We start from the raw sequence: 21,232 nt of genomic DNA, 5'->3' as shown, positions 1-21,232 counted from the left end.
CTATATTTTGTTATAATGAGCGCAAATCACATTTTAAAATATTTTATACAAGTAAAAAATAAGTATTAGTAACCGGTCAGAAAAGATCATACTATGATTTAAAAGAAATTAAACAAAACAGATAAGTGCCGGTTATATAATCCAAAATCAGTGACTTAGTTTTTAATATTCACTAATATGAATGACCAACTTGAAATATGCGGAAGATTATTAATCGCTCAGGGACTCACCCTTGCATTTGCGGAAAGTGCAACTGCCGGAAGGATTGCATCAGATTTTTCATTGCTGAATGATGCCGGAAAATTTTTAAAGGGCGGAATTATTTGTTACGATGCAATGCTTAAAGAAACTTTATTAAATGTTCCTGAAGAAATGATCAAAACTTTTACACCGGAATCTATGGAGGTCACACAAGCCATTGCTAAAGGACTCTTTGAATTGATTCCAGCTGACATACACATTGGTGTAACTGGACTTACCTGTCCCGGCGGTAGTGAAAGTCCGGAAAAACCAGTCGGCACGATATTTATTGATTGCCAGCTCCATAGCAAGCCCTTGTTTTCGGACAGAAAAGTATTTGAGGGCTGTCCAGAAGAAATTGTTGATCAGGCTGTACAAAGAACAGCTGAATTGCTGATTACATATTTGTCTTAAATTATAGCGATAAAAGACACGGAACCTGCGGTGAATTCTTTCTCTATGCTTTTAATGTAAATAAATTCAAAAGGCTTTCTGCTTTAAATAATAATTGATTAGAGATATAAAATTGACAAGAGATATAAAAAAGGGCCCTTTACAAGTAAAAGGCCCTTTGTTGAAACATTTTATTGGATCTCAATCTGACGGCTTATTGTTTTAGCCTCTTCTTTTTTTGGAATTTCAATTGTCAATATACCAGCTGCATATTTAGCCTGAATATTGTTCTCATCAGCTGATTCCGGCAAGCTGAAAGAACGTACAAAAGAAGTGTAGCTATATTCACGCTTGGTGAAATGCTTTTGATTTTGTTGATCTTTAGGTTGTTTTTCGACAGTGACGCTCAATACATTTCTTTCCAGGTTAAGTTTGAAATCTTCCTTATTTAAGCCAGGTGCAGCAAGCTCCAAATGAAAGTGATCAGGGCTTTCGCTGATGTTGGCTGCCGGAACTCTGGTTAGCAGACGGTCAGAAAAAAAAGTATCATTGATAATTGAATCAAAAACGTCGTTAAAGCCTGGTATTAATACGTTTTTCTTTTTGTTTTCAGCATTTAATTTAACCAATGTCATGGGTTTTTCCTCCTTAATTTGATTTAATGATTAAAACTTTTGTTAATTAAAATTTTTGAACTCATATTCATAAAATGAAATACAAGGTCAATGCCATTTGCATTTTGAGCTATTCTACCTGAAAAAATTTCAATATTTATACTATTTTCTCAGTAAAAATCTGTCAAAAATTCAGACAAACTATTCAAATGGGATGTCAGATTAGCCATACTCATTTTGGTTCCTTTAGCCCGTCAATATATTTTTCCGTTTACAATATTAATCAGCTGTTGATTACCTTAAATATTTGTGATTAATTTTCTGGCAGTTATTGTATATTAGATTTATCGCACAAATTAAACTTAAATATTTATGAAGTATTCAGTTGACATTAAATCAGTTATGATCGGTCTTTTTACTGCAACACTATTATTCGGCGCTTTTAGTTTCAAGCAAGAAGGTTCTGAACAAATTGGAAGGTATCAGACCGCTGTAGGAGAAAAAGGAGTAGTTATTTTAGATACCAAAACAGGTGCATATATTACCAACCCTTATGGTAATAACGCTGGATGGAGCAAGGGTAACTTTTCTCATACTTCTGAAATAGTTAAAGAGACAAAGGATAAAAACCTTTAATCAATTTAGCGGTGAAACTAGTTTTACATCTTTATAACTAGTTTCACTAATATGTTATTTACATTAACCTATTTTCCATTTTCATGGTATACTTATCGATTCCCTTACCAAAACCATCTGGTATAATGCAGACTATATTGAAACCATTTTTTTCATAAAATGCCGCCGTATGCTGTGAAGTATCAATTTTGTAGATTTTGGCAGGATATAATTTCTTTAAGAGATCTATCCTGTATTGTGTAAACAATTTACCAATTCCTTTCAGGTGATGCCGGGCATGCACCATGCCCCATGACAGGCCCGCCTCATCAGTTTTTTCATCTAAAAAAATGCCACCACAGCCTAATAAGTGTCCATCGTCCTCTACAACATAATAGTTATCTTCAGTATCATGATCTAAAAAGGCTTCAAATAATTGCAATTCATCCGGAGCAAAGAATTTAGGTAAATTACTTTTAAATATTTCGATACATTTCTCTTTAAAAACTGGTGTGTATTTTATAATAAGCATAGGCATCAGGGTTAATAACAATCAAGATATAGCAAGTTTACAAGAAAAAATAATTAACAAACTATAAATTTTAGCTACGGAAAATAAAAAGTATTTATATCCATAGAGACAGTATCGATATTAGCAGTGCTGCAGTCATGATCATGCTTCCTAATTTCAAGAATGTCCAGGCACTAATTTCCTGGCCTTCCCTTCGCAGCGCCACGAGCCACAAAATGGTAGCCAGCGAGCCGGTGATGGAAAGGTTCGGGCCAAGATCCACTCCAATAAGCACTGCACTTTTTACACTTTCAGGAACATGACCATTCTGGAGCACACTCCCTGCAATCAAACCAGCTGGCAAATTATTAACCAAATTACAGGCCACTGCAACCACTGAACCACTTAGCCAAACTGCTGCCGCTTCGGATCTGGAGATGGTATGCATTAAAAGCGCAGTTAATTGCTGAATCATACCGGTTTCATTTAAAGCTTCAACGATTATAAACAAACCTGCTACTAAAGGTAATACAGACCAGGACACACCTTTGACAATAGTTACAGGATTTTTATTTGTCCTGGCCAGCACGATCACAGTGGTAATAATGCCGGTAATTGCCGTTGGTAAACCAAGCTGAATATTCCATGCTGATGAAACTAAAAGTACTACTGTTGTAACACATATACCGATCAATGCCATTTTACCTCCCTGAGTCAGTTGAGGTAATTCGATGTCAGTTTCAATTTTCTCTGTAAAGCAGTCGCGTTGTGTATAGCGAAGCATAAAGTAAGTAACAGTTATGGCACACACAGAAGGTATTAAAAACTGCCCAAGCCAATGTAATAAAGAAGGCATGTGAGTACCGTAAATCACTAAGTTTGCCGGGTTGGATATAGGTAATACAAAGGAAGCTGCATTAGCGACAAATGCACAGATCAATAAATAGGGTAAAGGTTTTTCCACCTTTGCAGTTTTCACAACGGCAGCTACAGCTGGTGTCAAAACCACCGCAGTTGCATCATTCGATAGAAATACTGTTACGATAATACCAACAAGATAGATTAATAAAAATAATTTCCCTGAGGATCCTTTGGCCATTATAGTCGCATGTGCGGCCAGCCAGTCGAATAGTTTTTCCTCTCTGGCTGTTTCAGCCAGCAACATCATTCCGGTCAGAAACAGATAAACATCCAGACCCTTTGCTACTCCTGCCAGCGCATCTGATGTACTGATGAGTTGAAGAATTATAAGTACAAAGGCCCCACTTACCGCATAAAATGCTTCTGTGACTTTAAAAGGCCGTATAATGACACCTGCAATTGCAATAAAAGAAATGCTCCAGATAAGTATGTTATTCATAAAAACAGGTAAGATTGTTCAACTTGATTTATTTGATATTATTAGATGAAGTTAATGAGATGAAGAAAATTAATACCAGCTAACAAACAGCTCTGATAGTTTTTGCAAATAAAACCCACAGTAAAATTGAACCGATGGCAAATCCTCCAAGGATCATAAAGGTGGAGTTGTACCCTATTTCCTGTGCTATCCAACCGCCTATTGCAGGGCTAAACGAGGCACCAAGTCCCTGAACTGTCATAACCGCACCCTGACCGATGTTTACACGGCCTGTTCCGTTCAGAATATGCGCGACTAGTCCGGGAACAGCCACACTTTGCAGACCAGCACCGATACCGTCAAGGATTTGTACTGGATAGATACCGATATGGCTTGCCATATGTGCTGCAATTAAACCACGGATAGGTAATGAGATAAAAGAAATCAATAATACCAGCCAATAACCGCTTTTTTCAGACATACGAATTGCAAGCAAAGAAGCACCTATCATGACCAGTTGAGCGATAATTATTGTCATGGATACAAATACCGACGCATTCTCCTGATTTTTGGCAGCTGCCGCCAACCCATATAAGGGTAACATTGCACCATTACCAAGATGGAAAAAGGCAAGTGCGCCCGCAAGCACCAATAGAGGTTTACACTGAAACAGCACCTTAAAACCACTTGCTTTATCGTCTTCTCCCCCTTCTTTCATCCCTCGTGCAGCATTATCGTCGATGGACTTTGCCGGTATCATTAAAACTGAAATAATGGATAATACTCCGAAAAAGGCGGATAATAAAAATATAGCAGTCATTCCAAATTTATAGCCGAGATAACCTGAAAAAGCTGAACCTAAAACGTTACCTGCATGATTAAATGCCTGGTTATTACCGTTCTGCCGGTTAAAACCCTTCTGCTTAACTATTCCAAGCGTAATACCGATTATTGCCGGACCTATAACCGAACCTGCGATAGCTGTAGCAACGAGCGATATACTGACCACCCAAAACTCCTGGGAGAATAAAATAACGCAGGATGCCAGTATAGTAAAGACTGCTGAAATCACTACGTAAAACCGTTTTCTTTTAGTCGCATCGATTAATGCCCCCGCAGGAATAGTCATAATCATTCCTGCTACTCCACCAATAGTCATTACCGAACCAATCAGTCCACTTTTCCAGCCATGGGCTAATAGGAATATACCCAAAAACGGACCTACCCCTGCCTGGAGATCGGCCATAAAAAAATTGAGAGATTGCAATGGCCAGATGATCTTTTTGTTTACCGTGGCTCCTTTTATGTGTTTGCTCATATTAAATTGTCAACAGAAGGATTGGAACTATTGTTTGGACACTAAAAAACCACAAAACAAAATAACTAAATAAAAATCAGACACTTATCAAGAAAAGTATGCATATTAATTTTTCTTCATATGGGTTGGATATACGGATTGCCCATCAATTTGATGAACAGCACCAAATTTTGTTAAGGGCAGGGTAATCTCTGCTTCAAAAATGAAATCAGCACTGGTAATATTAAAATTTCCACCATGTAAATGGATTATTTCTTTGACCAGCCATAAGCCAATGCCTGCACCATTTGCCTGAAGAGTTTCTCTATGAAAAGCATTTTGCAGATTTTCGGTTGGAAAGCTCTCTTCAGGAATCGTATTTTTGAAGCTAATTGCTATATGATTTTTTTGTAATGTTTGTTGAACACAACAAGTAATAATAGTACCAGCAGCACTATACTTGATCGCATTTTCAATAAGATTCATTAACAGGATGTTTAACTTATCTTCGTCTGCCCAAATCATGAATGTTTCTGCTTCCTTATCAAAATGGATTGTAGTTTTCAGTTCTTTTTCCTGTAATAATGGTTGAACCCTGTGGAATAATTTCAGGATAACTGACGAGAGGTCTAACTGTTGTTTATGTAAAGTGATCCCTTTGCTTTTCAGCTGACTGATCAATAAAAACTCTTGTACTACCTGTTCCAGCCTGTTAATTTCTGATAACTGGCTTTCCATTAAATTTGATAGCTGCGTGGCCAATCCTGGTTTTAACAAGTGAACCTCTATCTCCGCGCGCATAATGGCCAGCGGTGTTTTAAGCTCATGAGAAGCCGACGCAAAAAAGTTTTGCTGCTGCTGCAGCGATTCATCGATTCTCAATAGCATAGTATTAATGGTTTCTGTAAGCTCCTGCAGTTCATCATTGGTTTTTTTAACCGGGATAACATCCCTGAGCTTATTGGTATTGATTACTTTGGCCGCATTGATGATCCGCTGTACAGGTTGCAACAAATAGAAAGACAAGATATAAGCGATTAAACCTGCCAGTAATACACTGATCAGACTGCAGGCGAAAAGTAGTAACAGCAGGTAATGCAGGTTATGGTTTAATTGATCTGCATTGCGCACAAGCATCAATTCGGCTGGATCATCTGCATTGCTGCTGATTACATAGGCCACCCTCATTCCTAAGGTATCTGTCACTCCGGTCTTTGAAGGTATGCTGATATTTTTAATGATCCCAGGAGACTGGAAAACTGTGACAGGTTTACCTGCTGAATGGTATAAAACCCTTATAGAGGTATTATTATCGGGCAAAGGGATAATTACAGGTGATATTTCTGTTTTATCCAGAAGCGTCTGCGCCATTGCCAGCAAGTAGGTATTATTATCAGAAATCATTAAGGTTCTGATCTGCCGGTAACAATACAGATTGAATGAAAAACTTAGCAATATAAAGATCAGACTAAATACTATAGTTATTTTTAACTTGATCCCAAACTGTCGTTTTCCCAGCATCCTTCTTATCCCTTTTTTACTTCGCCTTTGAGGATATATCCCCGCCCAATAACTGTGTGGATCAGCTCTTCATTATATCCCCTATCCATTTTTTTTCGCAACTGATAAAGATGTACTTCTACTATATTACTTCCAGGATCAAAATTTATATCCCATACTTTTTCAAGTATTTGTGATTTGGTAATCACTTTATTTGAATTGGAAACCAGGAATTCCAGTAAACTAAATTCACGATTACTCAGAATCACTGGTTTTTCGGCCCTGCAAACTTCCCTGCTCAACAGGTCAATATGGAGATCTGACACCTGTAATTTTAAAGTACTATGTGCTAGTGAACGTCGCTGAACAGCGCGGACCCTGGCTAATAACTCATCAAAATCAAATGGCTTTTTCAGATAATCAATAGCACCAAAGTCAAGACCTTTAATCACGTTTTCGGTATCATTTAACGCACTGAGTATGATTACCGGAGTTTGGTTATTGAAATTGCGCAAGTTTTTCAATACCTCAAAGCCATTAAGTGCTGGCAACATCAGATCGAGCAAGATCAGGTCGTAATTATTTACCATGGCCGTTTCCAAGCCCTTATTACCATCGGCTATATGGTCACATACGTGACCAGCATGCATCAGGCCATCGGCAATGAAACCTGCTAATTTAATTTCGTCTTCTACCAATAATATCTTCATCTGACTAGAAAAGTTTTGTTATCCATGGTTATGCTGAGAACAATATATACTTTATCGTGGTTCACATTGATAAAGCCAAGGTTATCAGGACGCCTTACTGCGACAAGATTTAACTGCTGGCTTAATTTGATCAGGGGTGCTATATTATTTACCAGCCCGGGTTTAAAATGAAAAAGTAATTGTTGCTGTTTTAACGCCACAATACCACCATATTGATCTGTGATAATTAAAGGTTTATTCAATTTGAAACTCTCCGTTTCATGATCAGGTATATCAGGAGGTGGTGGCAAGTTTTCAAGAACCTGACCAATGCCGGTTTTATTATTCTTTATGGCCATCAGCTGGTATCCAGCTTCCTCATCGTTTGGCTGTAAGCTATAAGTTATGGTAACCAGCTGCCCTGTAATACCAATCTTTTTTACCGCTTCGGCTGTATGCGGACGAAAATCAATAGTCATCATTCCTGCTGTTTTGGTTTTAAGTTCCAAAGCATTAATATCTAAATGAGGATTGTTTTTATAGGCTGTAACTATTCCTGTAACAGTACGCAGTTTCTGCACTTTTTTATGTTTTGGAAGATCTTCACGTAATGGTGGTCTGGGCAGTACCGGAACGGGAGATTTTACCAATAACCATACAATAACCAGCAATAGTGCGATGATCACCAATACTAAAGAACGGTTATTACTCATTTGCGGTTGTTTGTCTAATGATTTTTTTTATTCAGCATCTATTATCGCCTGAAAGAGATTTGAATAATTTAATTAACAGCAAAACAGCCCTGTTAGTTTGCTATTTCATAAAAAAACGGGGAGAGGCTGTTCTCCCCGGTTATCTTATCGTAACAGATAGGTCTGACCATTGAGTTCAATGGTTTGCGGATGAATAATCGCAGGTGCATTGGATGCCAGCGCAACACCATTTGGTACGGTATCTTTAAAGCCGGTAACTTTAACCTTCTCACCAGTTTTCAACAGGGACTGTAATTGTTCAGTAGCAGGTGGAGGTAAGTCTACCTGCACTTTGTTATCAAGATTAAATCCCCGGATCGCACCGCTCTGGTCACGCCTGATCTCCCTTATGCTTCCAGTAAAAGTTCCGGATTCTGCTGTTACCGGTACCATTGGAGGTCTTGGTGGCGTATCAACAATATTTTTACCACCTACCACGGCACTCACCAGCTGAAAAGTACTCAAGCCGTCCGGATCAAGATCTGTAAACCCTTTAACGGTAACTGTTTTTCCTTTATCAGCGTTGCTCATTAGCTGCTTACCCAAATGTTCAGGAAACCTGACTGTGATCACCTGGCTGCCATTTTGAAGGGTAAAGCTGTTGTAGGCATAGCTGTCATTTGTTTGGTATGCCAACACTTTCCCATTCAGAGTTGTAAGTGTTTTTAGTACCGGACGACGCTCCGGGCCGCCATTATTTCTTTCTGGTGGAGGTGGCGGCATATCACCAGGACCTTTAACTGGCCCGGCCGGAAGATTATTTAATGGGCGTACCTGAGACATTGCCAATCCGCTCATAAGAGCAAGAGTTGCAGTTATTGCGATTTTTTTAATTTGACTTTTCATTTTTTCTCCTTATTAGTTTTGCATTATTTATACCTCAAAACTATCCATGTGAACTGAACAGGAGATGAAAAGGAGATTAATTTAACTTCATACGGAATTTTTTCAGATAGTTTAATTAACAATATCAGGCCGGAGTTAGTGCTAACTCCGGCCTGATATTGTTAATTAAAGGAATGTCTGAATTCCATTGGTGAAAAGCTTGTCTTGATCTTGAAAAGTTTGCTGAAGGATTGCAAATGTTCAAAACCCAACTCATAAGCGATCTCACTGACCGACAGATTGGTGGTGGAGAGTTTCTCCTTTGCAAGTTCAATCAACTTGTGATGTAAATGTTGCTGAGTATTTTGCCCGGTAAGGGATTTAAGCAAACCACTTAGATAACCTGGTGAGATATTTAAGTTTCCGGCAATATAAGTCACGCTGGGCAGCCCTTTTTGAGCCAGTGCACCACTGTTAAAATAATTGGTCAGTAAATCTTCCAGCCTGGTCAATATTTCATGGCTGGCGATCTTTCGGGTGATGAATTGACGTTGATAGAATCTTTCGGAATAAGTGAGCAAGAGCTCTAACTGGGCAATGATTACACTTTGACTGAAACGGTCTGTAGTGGCATGGTATTCTTGTTCTATATTTTGCCCGATTGTAGTAAGCATCATTTCTTCCTTATCCGATAAATAAAGTGCCTCATAAACCGAGTAGTTAAAGAATTCGTATTGCTTAATGGTTTTGGCAAGCGGTGTGTTCCACAAAAAATCCGGATGAATAAGGATCATCCAGCCTTCTGGACGGTGCATTACACTACCCTTCTCAATCCCGACACCAAATACCTGACCGGGTGACATAAAAAACAATACACCTTCATCAAAATCACTGGCCTGCTGACCGTATTTAAATTTAGTATTCTTTACTCTTTTCATTGAGATTGAATAAAAATCATAGATCAAATTGAACGAGCCTTCGGCCAGTGGCTTGTTGATGTTTTCCATATGCACCAAACTAATCAGCGGATGCGCAGGATTAGGTAGCCCCACTGCCCGATGATATTCGGTGATCGTATGAAAACGAAAAAGCTGGTGATTATTCATAAGTATACTAATTTCGTTATTTTTTATGATAAACTGTGGCGAACTCTTGCGCGAAATCAGCGAGTTTGACTTTACCCATTTTTTGCTGGCTCTGGTGAAAGTTCTCCAGTGTTTTTCCGCTATGCATCGCTGCCTGCATTTCTACCAGCATTGGTATAAATACCGTTTTCAATATCTGTAAGCAAGCTGACATTCGTTGGATGCCAATTTAAATGCTCCTGTGTCCATTGGCTTGATGTCGGACAGTCAATAGCAGCCATGTGTGAGAACCATCCAAAATGTTCAGCTGCTACTTCAGGTGCTACTGAAATTATCGGGATGTTCAGTTGTTTACCAATGGCTTCGGCTATTGTTTTAACTGTAATGGCTTCCTCAGCAGAAGCATGATAACGGGCTCCAGAAGTAGCATTTTCCAATGCCAGCCGGAATAAATGAGCAGCATCCAGCCGATGTACGGCGTTCCAGCGATTCTGTCCCTCACCCACATAGGCCGATACTCCTTTTTCTTTGGCAATATTGACCAATATGGGTATAAATCCGTGTTTATCTTCGTCACCATGTACCGATGGAGATAAGCGAACCGTTGCTGCACGAATACCAGATACGGCTACTGCATCTGCTGTCTGTTCGGAAGCACGCGGCCAGTCGGGGTTAACTGGCGGGATGATATTTTCGGTAGCGAGCTTTCCCGGGCTGATCAGCGCTGTGCCTGAGGTAACGATAAAAGGACGGTCAGAGCCTGCCAATATTCTGCCAATGGTTTCAATAGCGATTTTATCTACCTCGCAAACTTCTGCAAAGCGGGTAAAGTCATGGATAAAACCGGCGTGAATAACGCCATCGGCCTGAGTTGCGCCACTGCGCAGACTGTCCAGATCTTCAAGATCACCGCGATGAACTTCTGCACCGGCATCGGTCAGCTTTTTTGCTGATGCGGCTGAACGGGCCAGTCCCAGTACCTGGTGACCGGCATTTAATAGTTCCTGCACAATGGCAGTACCAACGAAGCCTGTGGCTCCTGTAACAAATACACGCATAATTGATTTCTTTTGTTTCTACAAAGATGGGCTGACTGGATGGCCAGGATTTATCCAAATCTGCTTTTGGTTTAGCCAAAACCTTAAAAATATCCAATACTTTTTAGTTGGGCCGAAAAGAATCCTGAATGCCAGCAGTGAAAGCTGAGTTGCTGCTTAATTAGCATCGTGTGAAAAACTTATTCTTCCTGCTGATAAACTGCAGCAAAGTTCTTTGCAAATTCAGCAAGTTTGACTTTGCCCAGAACCGGCCGGTTGCGGTAATAGTCTTCGTACAATCTGCCACTGCCCTGATTGGCTTGCATTTCAATAAAACCCTGGGCAATCTGAGGATTAAAACCGATGCTTAACCAGGAATTTAAAAGCTGCTCATCTGAAATAACCTTCCATTGCAAATCTGGCTTTCCGATTGCTTTTCCAAGTGCCACGGCAATTTCATCAGGTGATACTTCATCACTGGCGATATAACGTATAGTTCTTCCCTCAAAAGGCAACTCCATCTCTTCTGCAATTACCGCAGCAATGTCCAGGGGGGAAACCCATGGTTCTTTTTGACCACCACCGTAATTAGAGATGATTGCGCCCTTGTTTTTGATCGTTGAAATGAAAGAAAACATATTCGTATAAAAACCAACCGGACGTAACGTTTTAATGGATACTTCAGCCTGCAACTGCTTTAATATATTTTCCACATTATGGTGAAATACTAAAAAGCCATTACCTTTATCCATGTGCGCGCCAATACTACTCAGGTGGATTACCTTTTTCACTCCTGATTGTTCGATCGCCTGCTTATAATTACGGCCAATCTGGCTAATCAGACCAATAAAATCGGTTTCCTTCTCTGACATATCACCACCGGTGGCATCCAGCGTTTCCATCAGATATACGATATCTGCACCTTGAAAGGTTTTGACAAGAAAAGAAGCATCCTTTATGGAGCCGATTGCTGCCTGAGCGCCAAGTGCCTCAATTGCCGGTTGTCGTTCTGCATTACTACTGATAACTGTGACCGCATGTCCGTTTTTTATTAAACTCTGGGTAAGGGGTTTTCCAATGTTTCCGATGGAACCTGTAAGTACAATATTCATAATTTTTCTATTTTGCTGATACAAAGTTCCGAAGCAACGCAATAGAAAAAATAACCAAATACCCAATTGTTGTAGCCAAATGGCAGGATTCAGTGCTTATAGATTGATGTTAAACACGTGATTCCATATAATGGATGCTGGAGATACAATCCAATGTACAAAACTTGATTAGGTAATCAGTATTCGATCTTAGTTAACTTCAGAAAACTCATCGAATGCTGCCCTTTTAATCTAAGCGATGCCTGTTTGCAGCTACCCAGGTTAAAAGCACCAGCTGCATCAGCGGGTCATTGCTTTTTTGGGTATAAAATATATAAAAGAAGGGTTATTTCTGACTAATAACCCTTCTTTAAAAAGTTAGATACTAGAACCTTTTTCCAATACCAAAACTAAATAACCATGGATCTATTTTGGTATTTGCAATTACAGTTGCACCACCTGCAACACTTGGTATAGTAGTTACTGTGGCGTCTGTTCTCAGCCATATTTTCTTCACATCTATATTCAGGAATAAGTTTTTGCCAATATCAAAATCACTACCAATCTGTGCAGCGAAAGCGAATTTATTTTTATAATCAGTATTAGCTATGGCGGAGCCATTTTTAGCACCATAAAAAATAGTGTAGTTTAAGCCGGCACCCAGGTAAGGTAAAATCCCTTTTGCAACTGGTGCATGGTATAAAAATGTTAGAGTTGGTGGTAATAACCATACTTTTCCAACATTTACATCTCCCAGGGCAGTTTGTGTTGCTGTTATTTGATGACGGGTTGTACCCAGAATTAAATTTGCTGAGAAATTTTTAGTTAAGAAATAAGTAAAATCCAGTTCAGGAATTAATGTTGTACTAATATCTGCCGATCCGCCTATTGTGCTGATAGTTGCACTGGCATCAGGGGCAACTACTGTTCCACGTAATCTTACACGCCACTCCCCTTTTTGTTGCGCCAAACTTGTTAATGTCACACTTACTAAAAGCGCTAGTATCCATATTTTTCTCATAATGAATTATTTAAATTATGGTCAAATATATTTAGGACAACCTTGCCTCTAAATGAGCTTAGACAGTTTTCATGATGATCTTTATCATAAAATCTAATAGATTTTCATAGTTTATTTTAAAAAACATCTGGATACAAGATCCTATTTACAATCTTTGTGATTCGTTTTGTAAACCTGACTCGCGGTTATCCTTCGTTTTGACCTTATTATTGCCAAACCGATAGGTAAAATTCAAGCGTACCTGACGACTCTCCCCTACATAGGTGGTATGAAGCAATAAATTATTCAGTTTCGCATCCGTATTAATTTTATTTGTCCTTAAAAGATCTGTAACAGCGAGTTTAAGCGTTGCCTTATCTTTCATTAAGTTCTTTTGCAAGCCCAGATCGACCTGTGAATTACTCTTTATATAAGTATTCAATCCACTTATATTTTTCGAGTTTACTATGCCAGCAACTTCAGCCGTCAGATGACCAGGCAGATTAAAGGTTTGCTGAACATTAATTGTACCTGCGAAACGGCTGCGGCTATAATTTCCATATTCCAAAGTACCTACCTTATTCTCCAGACGATACCCGATCCCGGTCAGGCTCACGTTCCACCATTTGGCCAGGGTAAACTGCTGAGTAACGGTCAGGTTAAGATTACGCTGAAAACCTATATTTCTGGGGATCATAATAATCCTGTTCTCCTGTAAAACCTCTGTTATTCCACTGCTCAGATCAGTTGTTTTAGTATAACTAGTTGATATGGTTGTATTTTTGAAACTATATTGCAGTGCCAGCGTATTTGCATACTGAGGCCGGAGAAACGGATTCCCTTTCCAATAAGAAAGCTCATCAACAGGATAAGAGAACGGGTTCAGATCATTATACGCAGGCCGGTCAATACGGCGGGCAAAACTTAAATTATAAGCACCAGAATTTTTGGTTTTATAAGTAATGCTTGCCGTCGGAAAGACATTTAAATAATTTCTGACTACTAAAGCCGGCGACTGGCTACTACCTTCTCTTGGCTGCAAATCTCCTTTAGAATGCGTATTTTCTATCCTTACACCAATATCCATACTAAATTCGTCATTAACGGGTGTCTCATATTTCAAATATCCCGCGCTAATTTGTTCCTGATATTTGAAGGTATTTGATAGATTAATATCAATCACATTCACACTACCGTTCGCATCATACTGATTAAATACATTATCAGCGTTTACATTAGAAAACTTTGCACCAGCAGCCATTCTTCCCTTCCCAACGAGAAAGCCATAATCAGCCTTAACTGCATACAATTTAATGTCCCTGCTATTGGCCACCAGGAAATTATTGGAGGATTGAAAATCACCATTTGGTGCATAAAAACTATTCGTACTCAGATTTTTCGTAGCTGCATCAAAGATTCCATAATCAGCATCTATATCCAGTGTAGTATGCTTACTCCCTTTATACCGGTAATTTAAATTAAAATTGTAGCGGTTAGCTTTCTGATCAGGATAATCGCTCTGGCTTCTCAGTGTTTGTAAAAGCTGGCCTGTTGGCTGATCATAGATATTCGTTAACGGAGTGATCAAACCACCACCATTCGAAAAATTACCATTGACCACCATTCCAATCGTTTTGGTTGTATCTATAGCGTAATCTGCGCCCAGGGTTGACCCGATATTACGGCGTTTATCTACATCATGATTCGAGTTCAGATAAACCTTTCCATTGGTTGTGCGGTCATTGTCATAGTCCATCGCAAAATGTCCGAAGTTATGGTTGTAACTTCCAAACAGGTTAACTTTTCCTTTACGGAAGTTAAGATTCAGGTTGGTATTCTGCTTTAAAGTGACACCATAAGCAATTCCATTATTGATACTGCCATTGAAACCTTCAGCAATTGATTTTTGAAGTACGAGATTAATAATACCACCAGTACCAGCAGCATCGTATTCAGCAGATGGATTTCTAATAATTTCGATAGATTTTAAGTCGGAAGAAGACATCGTTTTCAGCAGTTGTGCCAGCTCCGCAGCCTGTAAATAAGTTTGTCTGCCGTTAATCATTACCAGCGCACCGTTTGCCCCATTCAGTGTAATTGAATTATCCTGATTGACAATTACGCCAGGAGTCTTCTTTAAAGCCTCCAGCACATTAGTCCCTTGCGCGGTTATACTTTTCTGGATATTATAAATCATTTTTCTGCCTTCAATCTTAATTAAAGGCTTATTGGCGGAGCTTTGAATAACAACTTCCTTTAAGCTACGGGCGGCTGTTTCAATTTTGATGGTCCCCAAATCCAGACTTCCTGATAATTTTAACAGTTCACTCTGATAAGACAACGTACCTGAATAACTAACAGAAACCACATAACTTCCTGCAACTACAGTAAAAGCAAAAGTTCCATCTATAGCGGTCAATCCCTGTTTTATGACTTCTCCAGTATGGCCATCCTTTAAGAATAAAGTTGCACCATCAATAGCCACATTATCTGTATTCTTGATAATCCCTTTTAGTGTGATATTATTTTGAGCAAAGCTCTTTGAAAAAAAACAGGTGAGGATAAAAATGAATAAGACGTTTTGCTTTAAGTTAGAATCAATCATGAATAAGGGCTGCTATATTTCGGTTCTGTTATAATTTATCGGAGAGAAAGTTAAGACAAATTAACTATTGGGACGATAAAAAATACCTATTTAATAATCCGGACTCCTGTAGTCATCCTTCATTTTGGGACATTTGTCCCTACTCATACTACAAAAATCTTCTGACATTGGTATTAACCAACAAGGAAAAAAATGATACTTACAATCTTAACCTATTCCATCACTGGCATCTTCATCGCACTTTGGTCTTATGCATCGTTCCCAAAGTTTCGTAATCTGAGATATTTCAGAGCAATACTACGCAGTCAGGCTATTCCTAAATGGATTGTTTCTCCGCTTACCATATTGCTGCCATTAACTGAAATCGGAGTTATTATTTTACTGATCAATTCTGCAACCAGGCTCTTTGGGATGTATCTTTCCCTAACGATGATGTCCATTTTCACCATTTATGTGGCGGGAATCATGTATCAGGCTTACGAAAGATATCCATGTCCATGCGGAGGTTTTTTCAGCCATATGGGGTGGAGAAAACATTTCAAAGTGAATATTGCCCTAACCTTGCTTGCTTTAGCTGGCGTGATCTTGCTGGAACGTTTACCGCATTAGTTCTTTACCCGCTTTTGTTCACTTTCCGCACCGTTTCCTTCATGTTTGCGCAAATTGGAAATAGCTTTACCAAACCTGTAGCTTAAAGAAAGAACCGCGGTACGGCTATCACTTACATTATGATAATCAGCGCTGGTCAGTGCTAAATTATTAATCACACCACTATTCACATACGAATGAAACATATCATTAACCACCAGCTTAACTGTGGTACCCGGTGATATTTTTTTAGCAACGGCTACATTAATCCTTTTCTGTTCGCCAGCAACAAACTGAGCATTCGTTACTTTACTCTGATAATAACCATCCAGCTGTATCGTCCAGTCTTTTCCGGCTTTAAACTGTAATATTGGTTTTAAGTAGAAGAATGTTCCTTTCGTATCCAACTGACCAGTATAAAATGCACTGACTGTATGAATATTGGTTACTTGTCCATAAAAATGAAAGTTAAACCAGGAGGCCAGATCAAAACTCCCATCAAAAGATAGCGACTTCACTGTAGCCTTCCCGATATTTCCTGGTCTGCTGTAGTAAATACCGTTAACAATTTCGATAGTTTCATTCACCTGATCTATTGATTTCCCATAACTCAGCGACGTTGTAAATTTGCCTTTATAAGTATGAGACAACTCAATGCTATTTGTATAAGACGGCTTCAAAAAGGGATTTCCTGTATAATAAGTAAACTTATCAATCGGCGCCAAAAATGGGTTTAAATCCTGATAATAAGGTCTTTCAATTCTTCTTCCATAATCCATGCTGAGCAAATTAGTGCCCGCTGTGTCCAGCTTGTATTGTAAAAACAGCGTAGGAAAAAATCCTGTATAATTACGTTTAAACGTAGAATCAGTTTTCTGTGCATTGCCTAACTGATGTCCATCAGAAACTGTATTCTCCAACCTCAGTCCAGCCTGTACAGTTAACTGGTTAAAATCTTTATTTACATTTACATAGGCCGCATTAATATGCTCTATATATAAAAAATGATTGATCTTGTTATAATCAGGTTTGGTAACCTGGTTTACAGTATAAAAATAATCGGCGATATTGTCAGTCTGCGTATAGCTGGTTTTAAGTCCTGTTTCCAGTTTGACACCGCTTTTCAAAGGATGCGAGTAATCTATTTTAGCTGAATATATATTAATCTGTGCAGGCAGAGATCCGGTTAATAAATAATTGTTTGCAGGCAGTACGCCCTTCGGATAACTATTGTTATCAAATAACTGATCATTCTGAGTGTTATAGTTTACATAATCTATATCCGCCGTTAATTCCCTGCCATTTTTATCATATAAATGCCTGTAATTTAAATTAACACCAATATTTTTGAATTTATTCTTTTCTCTGTTATCCGCCAGTACAGTAGAATCCATCAAATGCTGAGCATTTGTAAAAACACTTTCAACAAGCATTTTTTGTTTCGAAGGACGGTATAGCCCGGTCAATCCAATGCCAAAAGTGGTTTTATCAGATAAATAATAATCCATACCGATCTTACTTGTATAACTTTGTCCGGTTGTGCGGGAAAAAGAATGCTGTAAAAAGTTAGCAACGACTTCTGCATTTACATTTTCAAAATGCCTGTTAATATCCAGATCGCTATAGTTATTAATGACTGTATACCCGACGTTCCCAAAAAAGTTCATTTTATGATAACGGTAATTGAAGTTAAAACTATTATTGGTTCGTGCATATTTCCCCTGAACATAACTTAGGTTAGCGCCACCATTAAACCCTTTTATTTTACTTTTCTTCGTTCTGATATTGATAATCCCGCCATTCCCGGCCGCATCATATTTAGCTGGTGGATTAGTCATCAGCTCAATCTGATCAATGGTAGACGAAGGCAAAGATTTTAAATAACTTTCCAGATCTGCTCCTGAAAGATAGGCAGGCTTATCATCAATAAATATAGCAGCACCTTTTCCCTTTAAGCTGACCCCTCCACTTTGATCAATCCTAATACCTGGAGATTTCTCCAGGACTTCATAAACAGTACTTCCTGCACTGCTGATCATTGCATCTACATTGATCACGGTACGGTCTATCTTTTTTTCTATCAAAGCTTTATGGCTGCTTATGCTGACCTCTTGTAAAGCTAGTCCGGTTTGCTGCAACTGGATAACGGGTAAAACCGTATTCACATTTAATTGGAAACTATCTCCCTTATAAACTGAATGTCCGATCATTATTACAGTAATCCTGTAAGCACCGGGTTTTAAATGAGCTAAACTAAACGCACCTTTCGAATCTGTTATTGCTGTTTGAACAGGTATTGAATCAGCAGTTTTATAAAGGGAAACAGTAGCACCATCCAATGGAATATTGCTATTGACCTGACCACTTAATGTTAAGTTATTTTGTGCAGCTGCAAAGTTTGAGATTGTAATCAGCCAGGCGACCAGTAGCATTATAATTCTAAGTTTCATCATCGTTGAGTTGAGTTGAAACAAAAGTGCTGTCGTTCTACCGGATAGATGGTTAACAGAGAGTTAATGAAGAGTTAACGGACACACAATGATGACTTAAATAAGGTAGTATCATTATATTTGACAGCGCAGATGAATAAAAATCACACGACCAGAGCCCTTTTAATAGCATGCATAATCATTGTATGCACTTTATCATTTATACAGTATTATCTGGTCAGAAACACTTACCAGCTGACCAGGAATGACTTTTATAAAGAGATCAAAGAAAAAATACTCAGCATTACGGGTAGTCCTGTTATGTTATCTTTAGCAGAGCGAACCAAGGCAAATCTGCGTCAGACAGTTACTCAATATGTAACTCATCCAATAGACAAAGCTATTTTTCTGAAATTACTGAAACGCAATACACAGGAATCCGGTAATCAAGCCAGTATTTACCTGAAAAATATATTCAATAAAGATCCAGGTATTCAAGGCATAAGTTATAAATCGCAATTCGATGAAATCATTTATGAGATTGACGGAAAATCCGACACATTGCTCTCTGCGAAAGCAAAACCTGTCATCTTTTCTGGTGATGACTTCCATACTGCGGATGTGATTACAGTAAATAAAGATATGACACTGAGTACTGGAGAAAATTTACGCATCTTAATCAAACAGTCGAATCACATAGATGCTTCAAGCCACGAAAAAGAAGTTTTTAAACGGATGGCTGGCATATTATCTCTTGCTATTGGTTTAATTGTAGCCGTAATTATTTTATTGTATCTGGTTTTTAGTGCAATGATCAGACAAAAAAAACTGGCAGAGATGAAAACGGATTTTGCTAATAACATTACACATGAACTGAAAACTCCTTTAAGTTCTGTAAGTATCATCTTGAAAAGTATTTTATTAAAAGAAGTCCAGACAAAACCAGCCCTGCTAAATGATTTGTTACACTCATTAAACAGGCAACATGGAAAAATAAGGCAGCTCGTGGATAGTGTACTGGACAGTGCAATGGTAACGGCTATAAAAGTTGAACAGAAAGAATTGGAAATTACTGGATTTCTGCATGAATATGTGAATGATTTAGCTATTGCCAATCACGAATTGATAACTGAAATAGGGACAAAGCCGCAAATACTGCTGACCAATGCTATGACGCTGGAAAAGATATTAAATATATTAGTAGACAACGCTGCAAAATATAGTGAAGAAGGTTCGCCGGTTCATTTAACAGCTTCTCACAGTCAAACTCATTATCATATAGAAATTGGTGATCAGGGAGCTGGTATTCCGGTACAGTATCAGCAACATATCTTTGATAAGTTTTACCGCATTCCGGAGGAAAATAAACATACAGTTAAAGGCTTGGGCCTTGGATTATACCTGGCTAAACAAGCGGCTTTACAGCTCGGTGCTGAGCTTGTTGTAAAAAGCAAACCAGGCAAAGGCAGTACATTTCAAATCAGCTTACCTATATGAGTATTAAAGTATTAATTGTGGAAGATGATATTGATCTGGGAAACTTGTTGAAACAGTATTTGGAAATAAACAATTTTCAAGCGCACCGGGTATATAATGGTGTTGAAGCCCGTGAAGAACTGAAAAGGAAAAATTATGATATCTTAATCATTGATGTGATGATGCCAAAAGAAGATGGTTTCACACTCGCAGAAAAACTGGTACAGACTTATCCGCAACTCCCCTTTTTATTTGTAACTGCCCGTAAACTAAAAGAGGACATTTTGCACGGTCTTAAACTAGGTGCCGATGATTATATTCTAAAACCCTTTGATGCAGACGAGCTGATACAGCGGGTCAGGAACATTTTAAAGCGAACGAAGATTAATCCGGTTTCACAGGAAATCATTCAAATTGGCATTTATAAACTCGAACCAGCGAATTTAATGCTTACTTGTTTGGAAGAAGCAAAGTTACTCACAGAAAAAGAGGCTCAGTTACTTCACTACCTATGCCTGCATCAGAACCAGATCATTAAGCGGAATGATATACTCAACCACTTATGGAAAGAATCTGATTTCTTTAACGGCCGGAGTATGGATGTATTTATCAGCAGGCTGAGAAAGTATTTAGCACAAGATAAAACCATTCATATAGAAAGTATAAGAGGAATTGGCTTCCGCTTTATCATTGATCAGTGAGGTTATTAGAAGTTTTTCAGTAAAAATGCTGCCTGTTTTGTTGTAAACAGCATTTTTTTCAATTCATAATGAGGCATTTAAACATATAAAGCAGATTAGCGTTTGCAGAAATGCGCATTATTTGTACTTTTGTCGCGGAGAGTTGGCAGAGTGGTCGATTGCGGCAGTCTTGAAAACTGTTGACTTGTCAAAGGGTCCGCGGGTTCGAATCCCCCACTCTCCGCTGTGAGGGGAGATCGTAAGATCTCCCCTTTTTTGTTCATATATCAGATACCCTTTCTCTTTCATTAACAATGAGTTACCAGTGAAAATCTCCATCATTGTAGGTGTTCGATAGATCCCATTTTGATAGTATAGATTGCTGTCGAACACCAGCTTAACAAGCTCTCTTTTATCTAATGTGCTTAAATGAGTGTAAACATAACTCATGTTACCAAGATGATCT

20 protein-coding genes and 1 tRNA gene are annotated in these 21,232 nt (G+C 38.6%); 6 read left to right on the top strand and 15 right to left on the bottom strand.

Translation table 11 applies throughout. The features are described from left to right. The first annotated feature begins 177 nt into the window (after nt 1–177). Nucleotides 178–654 (top strand): CinA family protein, encoded by a 477-nt coding sequence (locus tag AB3G38_RS03075; RefSeq protein ID WP_367867034.1) that lies wholly within the window; start codon nt 178–180, stop codon nt 652–654. Nucleotides 655–824: 170 nt separating this feature from the next. Here the strand turns inward: AB3G38_RS03075 and AB3G38_RS03070 are convergent, their stop codons facing one another. Beyond that, nucleotides 825–1,268 carry an Hsp20/alpha crystallin family protein gene (locus AB3G38_RS03070; protein WP_367867033.1) on the bottom strand — a complete coding sequence of 148 codons (444 nt, stop codon included), beginning with the start codon at nt 1,266–1,268 and terminating at the stop codon, nt 825–827. Between the two features lie 351 nt (nt 1,269–1,619). Here AB3G38_RS03070 and AB3G38_RS03065 point away from each other — a divergent pair, with 351 nt between their 5' ends. After that, the gene (locus tag AB3G38_RS03065; RefSeq protein ID WP_367867032.1) at nt 1,620–1,883 is read left to right on the top strand and encodes a hypothetical protein; all 264 of its coding nucleotides are present in this window, start codon (nt 1,620–1,622) and stop codon (nt 1,881–1,883) included. A 58-nt stretch (nt 1,884–1,941) separates the two neighbouring features. Here AB3G38_RS03065 and AB3G38_RS03060 read toward each other — a convergent pair whose 3' ends face one another. The 13 genes from AB3G38_RS03060 to AB3G38_RS03000 all read right to left on the bottom strand — a co-directional run bounded on the left by AB3G38_RS03060 (nt 1,942) and on the right by AB3G38_RS03000 (nt 15,593). Beyond that, nucleotides 1,942–2,394, bottom strand: coding sequence for a GNAT family N-acetyltransferase (locus AB3G38_RS03060; RefSeq protein ID WP_367867031.1), 453 nt, complete (start codon nt 2,392–2,394; stop codon nt 1,942–1,944). Between the two features lie 94 nt (nt 2,395–2,488). Continuing rightward, nucleotides 2,489–3,733: an arsenic transporter gene (locus AB3G38_RS03055; protein WP_367867030.1), complete on the bottom strand. Its 1,245-nt coding sequence runs from the start codon at nt 3,731–3,733 to the stop codon at nt 2,489–2,491. Between the two features lie 79 nt (nt 3,734–3,812). After that, nucleotides 3,813–5,030: an MFS transporter gene (locus tag AB3G38_RS03050; protein ID WP_367867029.1), complete on the bottom strand. Its 1,218-nt coding sequence runs from the start codon at nt 5,028–5,030 to the stop codon at nt 3,813–3,815. 105 nt (nt 5,031–5,135) lie between these two features. Then, nucleotides 5,136–6,413 (bottom strand): sensor histidine kinase, encoded by a 1,278-nt coding sequence (locus AB3G38_RS03045; protein WP_367867028.1) that lies wholly within the window; start codon nt 6,411–6,413, stop codon nt 5,136–5,138. A 122-nt stretch (nt 6,414–6,535) separates the two neighbouring features. Beyond that, complete coding sequence (locus AB3G38_RS03040) at nt 6,536–7,219, bottom strand: response regulator transcription factor (RefSeq protein ID WP_367867027.1); 684 nt, start codon at nt 7,217–7,219, stop codon at nt 6,536–6,538. Then, the gene (locus tag AB3G38_RS03035; RefSeq protein ID WP_367867026.1) at nt 7,216–7,911 is read right to left on the bottom strand and encodes a hypothetical protein; all 696 of its coding nucleotides are present in this window, start codon (nt 7,909–7,911) and stop codon (nt 7,216–7,218) included. The genes AB3G38_RS03040 and AB3G38_RS03035 overlap by 4 nt, the downstream gene beginning before the upstream one ends. Before the next feature lie 144 nt (nt 7,912–8,055). Then, nucleotides 8,056–8,796 (bottom strand): hypothetical protein, encoded by a 741-nt coding sequence (locus AB3G38_RS03030; protein WP_367867025.1) that lies wholly within the window; start codon nt 8,794–8,796, stop codon nt 8,056–8,058. Nucleotides 8,797–8,957: 161 nt separating this feature from the next. Continuing rightward, nucleotides 8,958–9,881, bottom strand: a complete 924-nt coding sequence (locus AB3G38_RS03025; protein ID WP_367867024.1) for a helix-turn-helix domain-containing protein — start codon at nt 9,879–9,881, stop codon at nt 8,958–8,960. Between the two features lie 16 nt (nt 9,882–9,897). After that, complete coding sequence (locus tag AB3G38_RS03020; RefSeq protein ID WP_367867023.1) at nt 9,898–10,032, bottom strand: hypothetical protein; 135 nt, start codon at nt 10,030–10,032, stop codon at nt 9,898–9,900. Continuing rightward, the gene (locus AB3G38_RS03015; protein WP_367867022.1) at nt 10,001–10,918 is read right to left on the bottom strand and encodes an SDR family oxidoreductase; all 918 of its coding nucleotides are present in this window, start codon (nt 10,916–10,918) and stop codon (nt 10,001–10,003) included. The genes AB3G38_RS03020 and AB3G38_RS03015 overlap by 32 nt, the downstream gene beginning before the upstream one ends. Before the next feature lie 179 nt (nt 10,919–11,097). Continuing rightward, entirely contained in the window at nt 11,098–12,009 is a 912-nt protein-coding gene (locus AB3G38_RS03010) for an SDR family oxidoreductase (protein WP_367867021.1), read from the bottom strand. Nucleotides 12,010–12,373: 364 nt separating this feature from the next. Further along, nucleotides 12,374–13,009, bottom strand: coding sequence for an OmpW family protein (locus tag AB3G38_RS03005; protein WP_367867020.1), 636 nt, complete (start codon nt 13,007–13,009; stop codon nt 12,374–12,376). Nucleotides 13,010–13,154: 145 nt separating this feature from the next. Further along, on the bottom strand, nt 13,155–15,593 hold the full coding sequence (locus AB3G38_RS03000) for an outer membrane beta-barrel protein (RefSeq protein WP_367867019.1): 2,439 nt from the start codon (nt 15,591–15,593) through the stop codon (nt 13,155–13,157). 192 nt (nt 15,594–15,785) lie between these two features. Between AB3G38_RS03000 and AB3G38_RS02995 the strand changes: the two genes are divergently transcribed. After that, nucleotides 15,786–16,202 (top strand): MauE/DoxX family redox-associated membrane protein, encoded by a 417-nt coding sequence (locus AB3G38_RS02995; protein ID WP_367867018.1) that lies wholly within the window; start codon nt 15,786–15,788, stop codon nt 16,200–16,202. On the opposite strand, the gene AB3G38_RS02990 is transcribed toward AB3G38_RS02995, so the two are convergent. Beyond that, nucleotides 16,199–18,634 (bottom strand): outer membrane beta-barrel protein, encoded by a 2,436-nt coding sequence (locus AB3G38_RS02990; protein ID WP_367867017.1) that lies wholly within the window; start codon nt 18,632–18,634, stop codon nt 16,199–16,201. The genes AB3G38_RS02995 and AB3G38_RS02990 overlap by 4 nt on opposite strands. A gap of 129 nt (nt 18,635–18,763) precedes the next feature. On the opposite strand from AB3G38_RS02990, the gene AB3G38_RS02985 reads away from it, so the two are divergent. The 3 genes from AB3G38_RS02985 (at nt 18,764) to AB3G38_RS02975 (ending at nt 21,010) form a co-directional block, all read left to right on the top strand. Continuing rightward, nucleotides 18,764–20,107 carry a sensor histidine kinase gene (locus tag AB3G38_RS02985; protein WP_367867016.1) on the top strand — a complete coding sequence of 448 codons (1,344 nt, stop codon included), beginning with the start codon at nt 18,764–18,766 and terminating at the stop codon, nt 20,105–20,107. Then, nucleotides 20,104–20,787 carry a response regulator transcription factor gene (locus AB3G38_RS02980; RefSeq protein WP_367867015.1) on the top strand — a complete coding sequence of 228 codons (684 nt, stop codon included), beginning with the start codon at nt 20,104–20,106 and terminating at the stop codon, nt 20,785–20,787. Before AB3G38_RS02985 ends, AB3G38_RS02980 begins: the two co-directional genes overlap by 4 nt. 136 nt (nt 20,788–20,923) lie before the next feature. After that, nucleotides 20,924–21,010, top strand: a tRNA-Ser gene (locus AB3G38_RS02975). Nucleotides 21,011–21,232 lie beyond the last annotated feature (222 nt).

Origin of the sequence: Pedobacter sp. WC2423 (assembly GCF_040822065.1) — a bacterium.
Taxonomy (GTDB): domain Bacteria; phylum Bacteroidota; class Bacteroidia; order Sphingobacteriales; family Sphingobacteriaceae; genus Pedobacter.
The sequence above is the reverse complement of the archived record's forward strand: the minus strand, read 5'-3'. Positions and strand labels throughout refer to the sequence as shown.